Consider the following 14396-nt stretch of genomic DNA (forward strand, 5'->3'; position numbering starts at 1 on the left):
AATAATCAACCCCTAATTAATTTTATGATTTACCCTCCCAACTTTATCTTTTAGTTTCTAGTTTTTATCTTTTAGTTTTTAGAACGGGTACCCGATCGCCACGTTAAACACGGACCGCTTGAATCCTCCACGCGAATCAAACAATACGAAACGATTTCCCACGGGCATGGAAGGATCTTTCACCTTGATTCCCAAATCAAAACGTAACAAAAAGAAATTAGCGTTCAACCTCAGACCCGCCCCCGTACCGATAGCAATCTGGTTAAAGAAATTATAATTCAGTTTTGCCCCGGAACGATTTTCTTTCGGGTTAATATTCCACACGTTTCCGGCATCCACGAACAACGCTCCCTCCAACAACCAAATCAACTTGAAACGGTATTCAATATTTCCCGCCAATTTGAAATCCCCCACGCTATTCGGGTATTTCTCCGTGGCCAGATAAGAACCGGGACCTAATGTCCTAGCCTGCCAAGCCCGGATGTCGTTTGCCCCACCCCCGTAATACGCCTCCTCAAAAGGCAATACCTTCATGTTTCCATACGGGTAACCACACCCCACGAAAAGACGTCCCACGAGTGAATTCGCTCGGTTGATATACCAGTTATAACGATATTCGGCATCTGCTTTCACAAATTGCGCATACCTTACCCCGAAGATTTTGTAATACTTTTCATTTAACGTTCCACTCGCAGAACTTTTACTTCCGGCAATCCCGTCTATAACGGAAAGAAAATTTCCCGAAGTCTCCGTGTTTACCCTGAAATAACTATAATTCGCAGTTTTCACGTTCACCTGCTGATCCGTGTAAGTGGCAGAGAAAACGGCAGAAAGGATCATATGGTCCGTGTAGGCATTTTTGATATACTCATTTTTCAAACCATCGATAAAATTCTGGTCCACATCCTTCATCAACACATAGTTCAAATCTATCAAATCAAAATTATACCTCCACTTTTTGTTCGCTTTCCGCCATAAATAACCGAAACGGGCATTAGCAATCGAACGGGTATAATACGGGGTATATTCATAACTATACGAAAAAGAAATCGAAGTCTTCGGGGCATAATTCCGCCGGAAATCTTTCATCTTGAAAAACGGCATCCAAAACTGCGGGGTCACGAGTTTCAATTCAGCTCCGATTTCCGAGGTATTAAATATTTTTCCCTCTCCATTGACCTGCTCTTTCCGCAAACTTCCCCAAATACTGGCCGAAATATTCTCCCCCGCACGGAACACGTTACGATGGTTATAGGTAAAATTACCTCCCACTCCCATGTTGCCCGAATTATGCGTCCCCTCCAAGAACACGTTATAGGATTGCCTCTTCACGGGCGATAACTGGATCACGCAGTCCAAAGCTTTCACGTCTCCATCCGACTCCACCTCTTTAAAATCGATATTCACCATCTTGAAAAGATTCAGCGCCTGCAATCGCACGTAAGTATCTATCACCCGCCGGGCATCGTACAATTCCATCTGCTGCAACTGGATGGTTTCTATAATCATTTTAGGCTTTATCTTTAACTTATCCTTGTACAAGATATTATAACCATTGTAATACAACGTATTATACGTAGAATCCACCTGTTCTGCAGTCAGCATCGGGTCGTAATCAAAATTCACGCTGATGTTCCGCACGAAATAACGCCTGTAAGCGTTGCTATCCACGGCATTCTCTACCACCCGTACGAAAACTTTGGCCATATTTTCTTTAACCGCGCTTGTTGTATCGGCAAAAAACTGGATAAAATTCTTTGAAAAATTGAAATACCCTTTTTCCCGGAGCATTTTCGTGATTCGTTCCCGTTCGTCATCCAGGACATCAAGATCCAATGGAGCGTCTTTCTCCAAAAGAGTATTCACCGTATCCCGTCGGAAATTGGCCATCAACCCGCTTTCCTCGGCGATCTGATTTACCCGTCCCCCCTCCTTATCGTCAAATCGCACTTCCTGAATCCGGGTAACAGGTCCCACTTTCACGTGGTATTCCACAAACGCCTTCCTTTTCTTATAAAAGATCGTATCTGACACTTCCGCACTATAAAACCCTTTATTATGGAGATACAATTCAATCTGGCTGGCACTTCGTTGCGTCATGAAAGGATCGTAAATAACGGGAGCCTCCCCGATACGTCGTAACCATTGGTTAAATTTCTTTTTTTCATTCCTCCCGCTTAAATTATATAATCCCAGATGAAAACGGGCAACCCCCAAAATCCGGGTATTCGGTTTTTGTCGGATATTTCGTTTCAAATCAGACCGATTAAGCTTATAATCATCCACTTTCACCTTCACACGATCCAGCAAATACTCGTCTTTCCCGACATACTTTGTCGGTGAACACGAATAAAAAATGAAGAATAATAAAAAAATAAAACTTATCTTGTACGCTACCCGCATGCTCAAAAATCTCAAAAAAATACTATGTTTGTGTTTTAATTTTAACCAGCAAGCTTAAAAATGATGCTTAGCAAACACCTAACAAATGTAATTCAAAACCTTGAAAAAAAGAAATTCAGGGAAAAATATAATTTATACAAGGTAGAAGGAGATAAACTCGTACAGGAATTACTCCTCTCTGACATGAAAATAGATTCATTGATTGCCCGTCCCTCGTGGATCGAAAGCAATCAACAACACGTGAAAAAATATAACACGATCGAGGTAAACGAGATCGAGATGGGACGTATTTCCAATTTCAAATCCCTACCGGAAGTCATCGCACTAGCCGAAATTCCCATTAAAACATACAACCCGGAGGAGATAAAAGACTCGCTTTCAGTGATTCTCAACGGTATTCAAGACCCCGGCAACATCGGCACGATACTCCGGGTTTGCGACTGGTTCGGTATCCGGAACATATTTTGCGATCACGATTGTGCAAACATTTTTAACCCGAAATCCGTTCAAGCAAGCATGGGTGCAATATTCCGGGTGAACGTTTTTTACTTGGATCTTGTCAGTTTTATCCCCCGGTTCACGAACCCGGACTTTCCCTGTTACGGGACATTTCTGGAAGGAGAAAACATCTACCGGATGAACCTCCAAACCAAGGGATTTATCGTCATGGGAAACGAGGGAAACGGAATTACCGCGGGTATCGAACAACTGGTAGACCACAAAATAACAATTCCCAGTTTTGCACACAGTCTTTATTCGACAGAATCCCTGAACGTGGGAGTTGCCACTGGCATCATCCTTTCGGAATTCAAACGAATAGAATATAATAAATAGATAAATCAATTATTTAAAACAAAAAAGGACAGTATGAAAAAATTAGTAATTTTAGCTCTCTTTAGTCTCATCGGTTTAACCACCATGGCTCAATCCTTACCTATAAATATCGGTATTCATGGCGGTTGGAATGACGCAAAAATCAAAGCAAAAGAATATAAAGTAGATTCGCATGGTGGATACATGATTGGTGCCTTCGCAAGAATCAATCTTGGGAGTATTTACTTAGAACCAGCCTTGAACTTTGCACACAAAGAAAGTAAAATCAAAGTCGGTTCTATCGGAAAATTCAAATACAGCTCCATCGACATCCCTGTTATGGTCGGATATAACATTCTCAAACTCCCCATATTCAAATTACGCGGATTCGCTGGTCCCGTTGCATCTTTCGTGACGAAAGATTTAAAAAGCGATTTCAACACGGACAAAATGATGTGGAACGGAAAAATCGGAGCCGGAGTCGATGTATGGAAAGTAACTTTCGATATTGACTACGAATTCGGATTAAAGAAATTCGGAGATGGGGTAAAAGCACCCAAATCATGGAACTTAACCTTGGGATTCAAGATTATCTAATCCCACCCTATTTCTAGTGTCGTTTCCTAAAATCGAGTAAACCGATTTTAGGAAACGACACCACACGCATTCAAGCCCATAACAAAAGTAAAAACGAACGTGAATGTTCGATAGGCTGAAAAAATCTCGCCAAATACTTGCATTATTCATTTATTCTGTTTTCCTTTGTCCCAATCAATTCAATCTGCGAGGATTGTTTGAATTATAAAGAGGAGTCGAGAGAACGGGCTCATGGAAACTCCGACAACCTGCAAGGCTACTTGCAAGGTGCCAAAACCCGACCTGAGAACCAGGAGTTATAATTTAAGCTGAAAGAAAATGAAAACAGAAACAACAAAACAAAACAGCATTTATTGCACTACAAATTGTAGCATTCTTTTCATTCATTCTATCGCCATGTCTATGCGTATGCGCTGCATGCGCTAATATTTTTTATACCCCGGACTTTTTATTTTAGATTTTTTTGATTTCAGATTTTTGATTGGGAAATTACACGGTAATTTTCAAGATTTCATGAATCGGTTTCAAGGATAAACCGTGTGAAAACGTGTCATTGCACACCATCAAATCATCCCTAGAAATCAATTAGTTGCAAGGCAGCTAACAGATAAAAAATCATCAACAAAAAATTTATCCATTAAAAAATTGTACAAGATCATGGCTAAAACATACGCAGAAATAAACGATAAAATCAAGAAAGGTACGGCTGTCGTGTTGACTGCCGAAGAGGTTGCAGAACTGGCAAAAACGCTCTCCCCGAAAGAGATCGCAGAGAAAGTGGATGTCGTGACCACGGCCACTTTCGGGGCAATGTGTTCCTCCGGGGCATTTTTAAACTTCGGACACGCTAATCCCCCGATTCGCATGGAAAAAATCGAATTGAACGGCATTCGTGTCAGTGGCGGATTGGCTGCCGTGGACACTTACGTGGGAGCAACTGATTGCAATCCGGAAAACCCCAGTTACGGGGGAGCCCACATCATAGAAGATCTGATTGCAGGTAAAGAAATCACGCTGGAGGCCTGGGGAAAAGGTACGGATTGTTATCCCCGGAAACATATCAAAACAGTGATCACCAAAGACACGATCAACGAGGCTATCCTGTACAACCCCAGAAATGCCTACCAGAATTATAACGTGGCTACTAATTCCACGGATAAAATTAAATACACGTACATGGGAACCTTGTTGCCAAAATTGCGAAACGCCTCTTACAGCACGGCCGGAGAATTATCTCCCCTGTTGAACGATCCGGAATGTCGCACGATCGGTTTAGGAACTCGTATTTTCCTCTGCGGGACAGAAGGATACGTCACTTGGAACGGAACACAATTCCACTCCACGAAAGAAACGAACGAACACGGTATTCCCACCAGCAATGCCCGCACGATTGCCGTGATCGGAGACTTAAAAAATATGAGTACAGAATTTTTAAGAGGAGTTTATTACGAAAAATACGGGGTAAGCATGTTTGTCGGCATCGGCATCCCCATCCCGATTCTGGATGAAGACCTTGCCCGCAGAGTATCTATCCGAAATGAACAAATAGAAACCACGGTTGTCGATTACGGAGACGGGAATAAGATTTTAGGTAAAACAAATTATGCCGCCCTGCAAAGTGGAGAGATCGAGGTCAATGGCCATAAAATCAAAACGGCTCCTGTTGCCAGCTTGTCAAAAGCCCGGCAAATTGCCGAGATTTTAAAGTCATGGATTCAGAAAGGAGACTTCCTGCTCACGGAACCCGTTCGCCCCATGCCAACAGGCACTTCTCTAAAAGGACTCCAAGAAATTGAAAATGGAGAATTGAAAAAAGATTAAGTGCTTGCCGATTCAACGATTACGTGATTTTATAATCATCTAATCGGAAATCACAGAATCAAATAATTAGTAAAATCTAAAATTAATAGCGGCTATGACTAAAAAAGTAATATTAACCTTCCCGGTTGACGCAACAGACAGACCCTTGACATACGACTTAATTCGTATCTATGATGTAAAAGTAAATATCCTAAAGGCGGAGATACAACCCGGAAAAACCGGATCACTCTTGATCGAAATGGACGCGGATCCCTTGAGAATAGAACAGGCTATCGCCTTCCTGAATGATAACGGGGTAACCGTAAGTCCTGTATCCAGTAAGATTTCTTACGACGAATCCCGTTGTATCAATTGTGGTAACTGTGCCTCGGCCTGTTTCTCCCACGCCTTGACGATCGAGGCGCCCGACTGGAAACTACAATTCAATCCCGAAAAATGTATCGCCTGCAAACTATGTTTAAAAGCTTGCCCGTTGAAACTTTTCAAGATTGAATTCAGTAATCCGGAAAGCTGCTAGACAATTGAAAATTGAAATTATAAATTAATTCGGTTATGATCGAGTACAAAAATCGCACATATCGGGAGCATTTGCAGAAAGAGCGCTGGTATTCTTTCACGGTTGCTTACAAAGAGACAGACCTGTGGATCGGAATAGATCAAGCATCTTTCCAAGAAAGCATACCTACATTCACGGAATCCCGAATCCGAACATTACGGGAATACATGGATGCTTACCTGCAAAATGATCCGGATTACGCCACGTCACTCGTTCCCTACGAGACACAACCGGGAGCCCCGACCATTTTTCAAGAGATGTCTGAGGTGGCCAGAAAATCCGGAATCGGTCCGATGAGCGCGGTTGCCGGGGCTGTTGCCAGCCGAATTGGTCAAGAGATCAAAGAAAAGTACGGGGTGCGGGAAATCATCGTGGAAAATGGTGGGGACATCTATGCGGACATACAAGAAAACATAGATATTGCCGTGTTTGCCGGGGCCTCTCCCCTGTCGGAAAAAGTGGGTTTCACCCTCCGGGCTGACCACGCCCCCCTGGGAATTTGTACTTCATCCGGAACCGTGGGTCCCTCTTTAAGTTTCGGGAAAGCGGATGCTGTCATGATTATTTGTAAAAATTGTGCTTTAGCCGACACGTACGCCACGGCTTTTGCCAACGAGATCAAAACAACAGATGACATCGCCCCCTGCATCGAAAAGATCGGGAAGACGAAAGACATCCTTGCCGCCATCTGCATCAAGGATGACAAAATCGGAATTCACGGCATTTTTGATTTAAAACTCTTTCATTCTAAACTTTAAATTCTAAATTACAAAAATGAACCTACAAGATCGCATATACATACTAGATGGAGCCACCGGAACAGCTTTGCAGCAATTCCGGTTGACAGAAACCGATTTCCGAGGCGAGGAATTTGCACAACACCCGATCCCCCTAAAGGGAAACAACGATGTGCTGAATATTACCCGCCCGGACGTGATTCGTCAGGTACATCAAAACTATATTGATGCGGGAGCCGATATTATCGAAACCAACACCTTCAATGCCAATGCTATTTCACAAACCGAATATGGCTGTTCGGAATGGGTGGAACGCTTTAACTTGGAAGGCGCCCGTCTGGCAAAAGAAACCGCAGCCGCTTGTAAAGAACGGAAAATTTACGTGGCAGGAAGTATCGGACCAACCGATAAATCCCTGACCCTCGCCCCCGATCCCGATCAACCGACTTACCGAATCGTGGATTTCGACACGCTGGCCAACGCATACGCCAGTCAGGTAACGGCATTAATAGAAGGCGGTGTAGATTTGTTGCTGGTTGAAACCATCTATGACGGGCTGAATGCGAAAGCCGCTCTTTACGCTATCGCAAAAGTACAGGAAGAGAAAGGCACGCATCTTCCCGTGATGCTCTCCGCCACGGTAAACGACAAAAGCGGACGTACACTGACCGGACAATCACTAGAGGCCCTGTTCACAAGCCTTTCCCACTACCCGATTCTCAGCTTTGGCCTGAACTGTTCATTCGGAGCGAAAGAGTTACACCATTTCCTACGGGAACTGGCTCCACGCATCCCGTGTTACATCAGTATATACCCGAACGCTGGACTACCGAATGAAATGGGAGAATACGACGAATCACCGGAATTCACCGCTCTTTGTCTCCAGAACATGGCAAAAGAGGGATTGATCAATATTGCCGGAGGATGTTGCGGAACGACACCGGAACACATCCGGGCAATCGCGAACGCCTTGAAAGACATCCCCCCTAGAAAAGTCCCGACATCCAACCACCAACTAAAAGTGAGTGGTCTCGATACCGTCGTGGTGGATAAGGAATTAAACAATTTTATCAATATCGGCGAACGTACAAACGTGGCAGGCTCCGCTAAATTTGCCCGTCTTATCCGGGAAAAGAATTACACGGAGGCTGCCACGATCGCCCGGAAACAGATCGAGGCAGGAGCGTCTATCATCGACATCAATATGGATGATGCCATGTTGGACGGCACGGCCGAGATGGAACGTTTCGTGCGAATCATCAGCAACGAACCGGATATTGCCAAAGCGGCTTTCATGATAGATTCTTCCAAGTGGGAAACCATCCTTGCCGGGTTAAAAAACACGCAAGGAAAATGTATTGTAAACTCGATCAGCTTGAAAGAAGGGGAAAAAGACTTCCTTTACAAAGCCAAAGAAATTCAACGTCTGGGGGCAGCCGTGGTCGTGATGGCATTTGACGAAGAAGGCCAAGCCACGACATACCAACGTAAAATAGACATTTGCCAAAGAGCTTACGACTTGTTGACCTCACAAGCCGGATTTACTCCCGAAAACATTATCTTCGATGTGAATATCCTAGCCATCGGAACCGGCATCGAGGAACACAACAATTATGCTGTGGACTATATCGAAGCGGTACGCTGGATTAAACAAAACTTGAAAGGATGCCGCACATCCGGTGGTGTCTCCAACCTGTCATTCTCGTTCCGGGGAAACAACACGGTGCGGGAAGCCATGCACTCCGTTTTCTTGTACCATGCCATCCATGCAGGGTTGGACATGGCGATCGTGAATCCTGCCATGTTACAGGTATATGACGAGATCGACCCGATATTGCTGAAAGCCGTGGAAGACGTCGTACTAAACCGTACACCTGAAGCAACGGAAACCCTGATCACCCTTGCCGAGAAATACAAGGAAACGAAAGGAGAAGTAAAAACAGTGCAACAGGAAGAATGGCGGAACCGTCCCCTGGAAGAACGTCTCGGACACGCTCTAATCAAAGGAATCACGGATTATCTGACGGAAGATCTTCAAGAGGCACTCGCGCATTATGCCAGCCCGGTCGAGATTATTGAAGAACCTTTAATGAAAGGCATGGAACGGGTCGGACAATTCTTCGGGGAAGGAAAAATGTTCTTGCCACAGGTCGTGAAATCAGCCAAGGTTATGAAAGAAGCCGTACACATCCTGCAACCGGAAATCGAACGTCACAACGCATCGGGCAAAAACGTAACCCGCCGCCCCCGTGTCGTGATTGCCACGGTGAAAGGAGACGTACACGACATCGGTAAAAATATCGTGAATATTGTTCTGACCTGTAATAATCTGGACGTAATCGACCTTGGTGTCATGGTTGACAATCAGAGTATTGTTAAGGCTGCCAAAGAACACGAGGCAGATATTATCGGAGTCAGCGGTTTGATCACGCCCTCTCTGGGGGAAATGGAAAACCTGTGCGAACTGTTGCAAAAAGAACAATTACAAGTTCCCCTACTTGTTGGCGGGGCTACGACCTCAACGGTGCATACGGCCGTCAAACTAGCACCGAAATACGATTATTGCGTTGTATCAGGCGGTGACGCATCCCGGACCGTGGGAATCATCAAGCGTTTACTGAATGACCGGGAAAATTATATTCGTGAAATAAAAGTTGAACAAGAAAACATTCGAACTTTGTACAATCAACATCAACAAAAACAAATATCACTCGAAGAGGCTCGCCGGAGAGCCCCTCGGTACGATTGGGATCACGTGGAGCCCACAACTTTCGGAGAACACAATCTACTGGTAAAACGCTTGAATCTCGAAGATTTAGTGGAAAGAATCGACTGGACACCATTTTTCCATTTCTGGGGATTCAAAGGGATATACCCTGAAATCATTTACACGAACGACGAGGCGGACCGTACTTACCAGGCAGCACTGGATATGCTGGGTAAAGTGATCGCCGGAAATGAATTTGACGTTTCCATCATTGTCCGTTTCTTTGATGCCTATTCGGAGCATGAAGACATCGTTCTGGATGGTCAATATCGATTCACGATGCCCCGGCAGCAAGCGGACTTGGAAGAGTGTCTTTCACTGGCTGATTTTGTCATCCCGAAAGAAAAAGGAATCGGTAGCGTGGGACTATTCTGCTTGAAAGTACAGGATGATCACCAATGCAATGATTGCCGTGATTTTGAACACTTGTTACGAGGAAGTCTCTGTGCCCGGTTGGCAGAAGCCTGCGCGGAATGGATGCAGGAACAAGTCAATGAAGGAACTCACATCATCCGTCCCGCTTTCGGTTACCCGACTTGCCCGGATCACGCGATGAAGAAATTGGCCTTTGACATCTTGGATGCTCCTGCCCAGATCGGGGTACGCCTCACCGAGGGGTATTCCATCTATCCCTCGACAAGCCTGTGTGGTATGCTGATTTCTCATCCTAAAGCAAAATATTTTAGCGTATAAGACTCTAAAATAAGATAAAAGTAACAAACTCCCTCCCCCCTTCGGGGTACTCCCTCTATAAACAGAGGGAGAGCTGGAATACTCCCTGTTTTCGGGAAGAGTCACCAACTCCTCCTCTGTTTATAGAGGAGGTGGCAGCAAAGCTGACGGAGGAGTTTGAACTCTAAAATAGATAAACTATTGGAATCTAAAAATCTAAAATTATGAAAGTCATCGACATACTCAACAATACAGACAAGGCGGTATTCTCTTTCGAGCTGGTACCGCCACTAAAAGGCGGAGACATCAATAAAATATACGAGGCCATCGAACCCTTGATTGCCCTTGCTCCCCCATTCATTAACATTACCTTTCACCGGGATGAAGTGGTATATCGTGAATACCCGGACGGAACGATCAAAAAAGTTACCGTGACAAAACGCCCCGGTTCCGTGGCACTGGCCGCAGCCATCATGAGACGGTACAACGTGGACATGGTTCCTCATATCGTGTGCGGAGGAGCCACCCGCCACAAGATCGAGAACGAACTCATAGACTTGAATTTCCTTGACATTGAAAACGTGATGGCACTCCGGGGTGATCCCATACCGGGAGAACGTTTCTTTACACCCGAAGAAGGCGGACACCAATATAGCTGTGAACTGGTAGAACAAATCACTCGCATGAACCACGGCCAATACTTGGATGACACACTGACAGATGCCGTTCCCACGAACTTCTGCATCGGGGTTGCCGGATACCCGGAAAAACATTACGAGGCACCCAACCAAGCCTGTGACATCGAAAACCTGAAAAAGAAAGTCGATGCGGGAGCGAATTATATCGTCACCCAGATGTTTTTCGATAACTCCAAATTTTTCCAGTTTATCGATAAATGCCGGGCGCAAGGAATTACCGTACCTATCGTACCGGGATTAAAACCCATATCAACATTCAAACATCTGGAAATGCTCCCACGTACATTCAGTATAGACATCCCACACGAACTGGTTAAAGAGATTCGTTCATGCAAAAATAACAAGGAGATCAACCAAGTCGGTATAGAATGGTGCGTGGCACAGAGTAAAGAACTCATCGCACACGGGGTTCCCGCCGTTCATTACTACACGATGGGGAAATCGGAAAATATTCAGGAAATTGTAAAACAAGTTTTCTAAGCTATGCAACAAGAAACTAAACCAAATTTTTGGGCACTAACTCCCTTGATCGTATTTTTAAGCATCTACCTGATCGCCTCTCTCATCATGGGAGATTTTTACAAAATGCCGATCACGGTAGCATTTCTCGTCTCTTCCGTTGTGGCCGTGGCCATCTCTTCCGGGGGAAAACTCCACAAACGGATAGACCTATTCTGTAAAGGAGCCGCCAACAGCAATATCATGCTCATGGTATGGATTTTTATCCTTGCCGGGGCATTTGCCCAAACGGCAAAAGCCGTGGGGGCGGTAGATGCGACTGTTAATCTCGCTTTATCCGTACTTCCGGACAGTCTCTTACTCGCAGGGATGTTTATTGCCGCCTGTTTCATTTCACTTTCCATGGGAACTTCTGTCGGTACGATTGTGGCACTTACCCCCGTCGCCGTCGGTATTGCCGTACAAACAGGCATAAACACACCTTTCATGGTAGCCATCGTGGTCGGAGGAGCCATGTTCGGGGATAACCTATCCTTTATCTCCGACACGACCATTGTTGCCACCCGCACGCAAGGCTGTAACATGAAAGATAAATTTAAAGTCAATAGCTTAATTGTCATCCCGGTTGCCATACTCGTAACTATCGTTTACCTGTTCCAAGGTAGCGAAATAACAACAACACCCAGCGCCACCCCGATCGAGTGGTTAAAAGTAATTCCTTACATTTTGGTACTTACCACCGCATTAGCTGGCGTGAATGTCATGATCGTACTTCTACTCGGTATTCTCTGTTCCGATATAGTCGGGATAATTACCGGAAGCATTCAATTCTGGGAATGGATTGCCGCCATGGGTACGGGTATCTCCGGCATGGGAGAACTGATCATTATCACGTTACTGGCAGGCGGAATGCTCGAAATGATTCGCTACAACGGGGGAATTGCCTACATCATTCAGAAATTAACCACTCATGTCAAATCAAAAAAAGGAGCCGAATTAAGTATTGCCGCCCTCGTCAGTTTCGCCGATTTATGCACGGCAAACAACACGATAGCCCTCATCATGTCCGGCCCCATAGCTAAAGATATTGCCCGTCGTTTTGGCGTCGATCCCCGGAAATCAGCCAGCCTGCTAGACACGTTCTCGTGTTTCGTGCAAGGAATCATTCCCTACGGGGCACAATTACTCATGGCCGCCGGTCTAGCCTCCATTACCCCGCTAGCCATCATGCAGTACCTCTACTACCCGTACTTGATGGGTGTTGCCGCTCTTTTGGCTATATGCTTCCGCTATCCCCGGAAATACTCTTTATAAATCTAATAGTTCAAATATTTCATTTTAGAACCTGTTTAAATTTCGCATTGATAAGATAAAAATATTGGGAGTCAGTTGTTCAAGAGACATTCGCTGTTACTCTATTGTTTGGCTAGGTCTTCTCCGTGCTTTCTCCGTGCTTTCTCCGTGTCACTTGCGAGTGATCGCCGGAGGAAATACATTTGAACGCGGCACGAATCAAGACGGAGACATATAGGAACACCGAAAGAACATTAGCCTGACCTAGAGGTAATCAAACAACGATAAAATTTTGTTGAACAAAATTTAAACAGGCTATTAAATTTTAAACTTTTACTTCTTAACTTTGCCCCATGACAATAACCGAAATCATCGTCACCATACTTCTCGGTACTGCCGCAGGTTTTATCAACACGTTTGCCGGGGGCGGTTCCATGTTGGTAGTACCTTTCCTTATCTTCATCGGCTTACCGGCAAACGTGGCGAACGCAACCAATCGGATTGCTATTTTATTGCAAAACGTGGTATCCGTCAGCGGCTTTAAACAAAAGAAAATACTTGATTTCAAAACCGATTCTAAACTGCTACTCCCCGTGGCCCTCGGTAGTATCGTGGGTGCATTTATTGCCGTGGACATCAACGAAGAGATATTCAAAAAAGTCATTGCCGGACTTTTAATCGTCATGTTTTTCATGCTACTCTTGAACCCGGATGCTTGGGTTAAAGCAAATGTGGACAAGGCAAAAATGAAAAGCCCGTGGCTACGAAACATTATCTTCTTCTTCCTGGGAATTTACGGCGGATTTATCCAAATCGGTATCGGATTCTTCCTGCTAGCGGGGTTGGTTCTCGGATGCGGTTATGATCTATTAAAAGCCAATGCCATAAAACTATTTATCGTGCTATTCTACACGATTATCGCTCTGTCAATCTTTATCTGGAACGATCTCGTGGATTTTAAAGTCGGACTTATCCTAGCCTGTGGAAATATGCTTGGGGCATGGTTAGGAGTACGTTTCAGTATCAAATGGGGAGCTAAATACATTCGGTATTTCCTGCTCGTCGTACTTGTCATTGTAGCCGTACGCCTGTTTTTCAGCTAACCGAATTTAAACAATCCATAACATCACGTGAAAACTTCTTAAAACGACCTTTCCATACAGGATTATTAGTTAACTTTGCAATTCAAATTCAAAGATCATGGAAATAAAAATAGGACATTCTTTCACACAAGAAATTACCGTGCAACATAAAGACACGGCAGCCGTTTACGGTTCCGGGAAACTGGAAGTATTCGCAACACCCGCAATGGTAGGTTTAATGGAAAACACGGCTATCAAATGCCTGGAAGGTATGTTGGAAGCCGACAGCGACACCGTAGGTATCGAAATCAATACCAAACACGTAAAAGCAACCGCTGTTGGCAAGAAAGTAACCTGCAAAGCCACCATCACCGAGGTTGACGGTCGCCGTATTCGTTTCTCTATCGAGGCATGGGATGAAACCGCCCCTATCGGCTCGGCCATCCACGACCGCTTTATCATCAACCCGGAAAAATTCATGAGCAAACTTTAATAATT

At 44.7% G+C, this 14396-nt stretch carries 11 protein-coding genes and 1 riboswitch; of the genes, 10 read left to right on the forward strand and 1 reads right to left on the reverse strand.

All coding sequences use genetic code 11. The features are described from left to right. Positions 1–78: 78 nt before the first annotated feature. Positions 79–2418: a BamA/TamA family outer membrane protein gene (locus I2I33_RS15520; protein WP_229128332.1), complete on the reverse strand. Its 2340-nt coding sequence runs from the start codon at positions 2416–2418 to the stop codon at positions 79–81. Positions 2419–2466: 48 nt separating this feature from the next. On the opposite strand from I2I33_RS15520, the gene I2I33_RS15525 reads away from it, so the two are divergent. The 10 genes from I2I33_RS15525 to I2I33_RS15570 all read left to right on the forward strand — a co-directional run bounded on the left by I2I33_RS15525 (position 2467) and on the right by I2I33_RS15570 (position 14391). Then, complete coding sequence (locus I2I33_RS15525; RefSeq protein WP_087420459.1) at positions 2467–3237, forward strand: RNA methyltransferase; 771 nt, start codon at positions 2467–2469, stop codon at positions 3235–3237. Positions 3238–3270: 33 nt separating this feature from the next. Beyond that, on the forward strand, positions 3271–3813 hold the full coding sequence (locus tag I2I33_RS15530) for a porin family protein (protein ID WP_087420460.1): 543 nt from the start codon (positions 3271–3273) through the stop codon (positions 3811–3813). Between the two features lie 199 nt (positions 3814–4012). Next, positions 4013–4118: riboswitch (SAM riboswitch) on the forward strand. A 352-nt stretch (positions 4119–4470) separates the two neighbouring features. Next, a complete protein-coding gene (locus I2I33_RS15535; protein ID WP_087420461.1) occupies positions 4471–5634 on the forward strand; it encodes a homocysteine biosynthesis protein in 1164 nt (387 codons plus the stop codon). Positions 5635–5728: 94 nt separating this feature from the next. Continuing rightward, a complete protein-coding gene (locus tag I2I33_RS15540) occupies positions 5729–6151 on the forward strand; it encodes an NIL domain-containing protein (protein WP_087420462.1) in 423 nt (140 codons plus the stop codon). 35 nt (positions 6152–6186) lie between these two features. Next, positions 6187–6948 carry a UPF0280 family protein gene (locus I2I33_RS15545; protein ID WP_229128334.1) on the forward strand — a complete coding sequence of 254 codons (762 nt, stop codon included), beginning with the start codon at positions 6187–6189 and terminating at the stop codon, positions 6946–6948. 16 nt (positions 6949–6964) lie between these two features. After that, a complete protein-coding gene (metH, locus tag I2I33_RS15550) occupies positions 6965–10387 on the forward strand; it encodes a methionine synthase (RefSeq protein ID WP_087420463.1) in 3423 nt (1140 codons plus the stop codon). 203 nt (positions 10388–10590) lie between these two features. Then, positions 10591–11544: a methylenetetrahydrofolate reductase [NAD(P)H] gene (gene metF, locus I2I33_RS15555; RefSeq protein WP_087420464.1), complete on the forward strand. Its 954-nt coding sequence runs from the start codon at positions 10591–10593 to the stop codon at positions 11542–11544. A gap of 3 nt (positions 11545–11547) precedes the next feature. Next, a complete protein-coding gene (locus I2I33_RS15560; RefSeq protein WP_087420465.1) occupies positions 11548–12837 on the forward strand; it encodes a Na+/H+ antiporter NhaC family protein in 1290 nt (429 codons plus the stop codon). Between the two features lie 332 nt (positions 12838–13169). Further along, complete coding sequence (locus tag I2I33_RS15565; protein ID WP_087420466.1) at positions 13170–13919, forward strand: sulfite exporter TauE/SafE family protein; 750 nt, start codon at positions 13170–13172, stop codon at positions 13917–13919. Between the two features lie 97 nt (positions 13920–14016). Next, on the forward strand, positions 14017–14391 hold the full coding sequence (locus I2I33_RS15570; protein ID WP_087420467.1) for a thioesterase family protein: 375 nt from the start codon (positions 14017–14019) through the stop codon (positions 14389–14391). The last annotated feature ends 5 nt before the right edge of the window (positions 14392–14396 follow it).

The sequence above is a fragment of the Butyricimonas sp. BSD2780061689_150309_C8 genome, assembly GCF_015560935.1.
Lineage (GTDB): Bacteria > Bacteroidota > Bacteroidia > Bacteroidales > Marinifilaceae > Butyricimonas > Butyricimonas paravirosa.

Coding starts and splice junctions, on each gene's coding strand:
- I2I33_RS15525 (WP_087420459.1), top strand. CDS start 2,467: ATGCTTAGCAAACACCTAACAAATGTAATTCAAAACCTTGAAAAAAAG.
- I2I33_RS15530 (WP_087420460.1), top strand. CDS start 3,271: ATGAAAAAATTAGTAATTTTAGCTCTCTTTAGTCTCATCGGTTTAACC.
- I2I33_RS15535 (WP_087420461.1), top strand. CDS start 4,471: ATGGCTAAAACATACGCAGAAATAAACGATAAAATCAAGAAAGGTACG.
- I2I33_RS15540 (WP_087420462.1), top strand. CDS start 5,729: ATGACTAAAAAAGTAATATTAACCTTCCCGGTTGACGCAACAGACAGA.
- I2I33_RS15545 (WP_229128334.1), top strand. CDS start 6,187: ATGATCGAGTACAAAAATCGCACATATCGGGAGCATTTGCAGAAAGAG.
- metH (WP_087420463.1), top strand. CDS start 6,965: ATGAACCTACAAGATCGCATATACATACTAGATGGAGCCACCGGAACA.
- metF (WP_087420464.1), top strand. CDS start 10,591: ATGAAAGTCATCGACATACTCAACAATACAGACAAGGCGGTATTCTCT.
- I2I33_RS15560 (WP_087420465.1), top strand. CDS start 11,548: ATGCAACAAGAAACTAAACCAAATTTTTGGGCACTAACTCCCTTGATC.
- I2I33_RS15565 (WP_087420466.1), top strand. CDS start 13,170: ATGACAATAACCGAAATCATCGTCACCATACTTCTCGGTACTGCCGCA.
- I2I33_RS15570 (WP_087420467.1), top strand. CDS start 14,017: ATGGAAATAAAAATAGGACATTCTTTCACACAAGAAATTACCGTGCAA.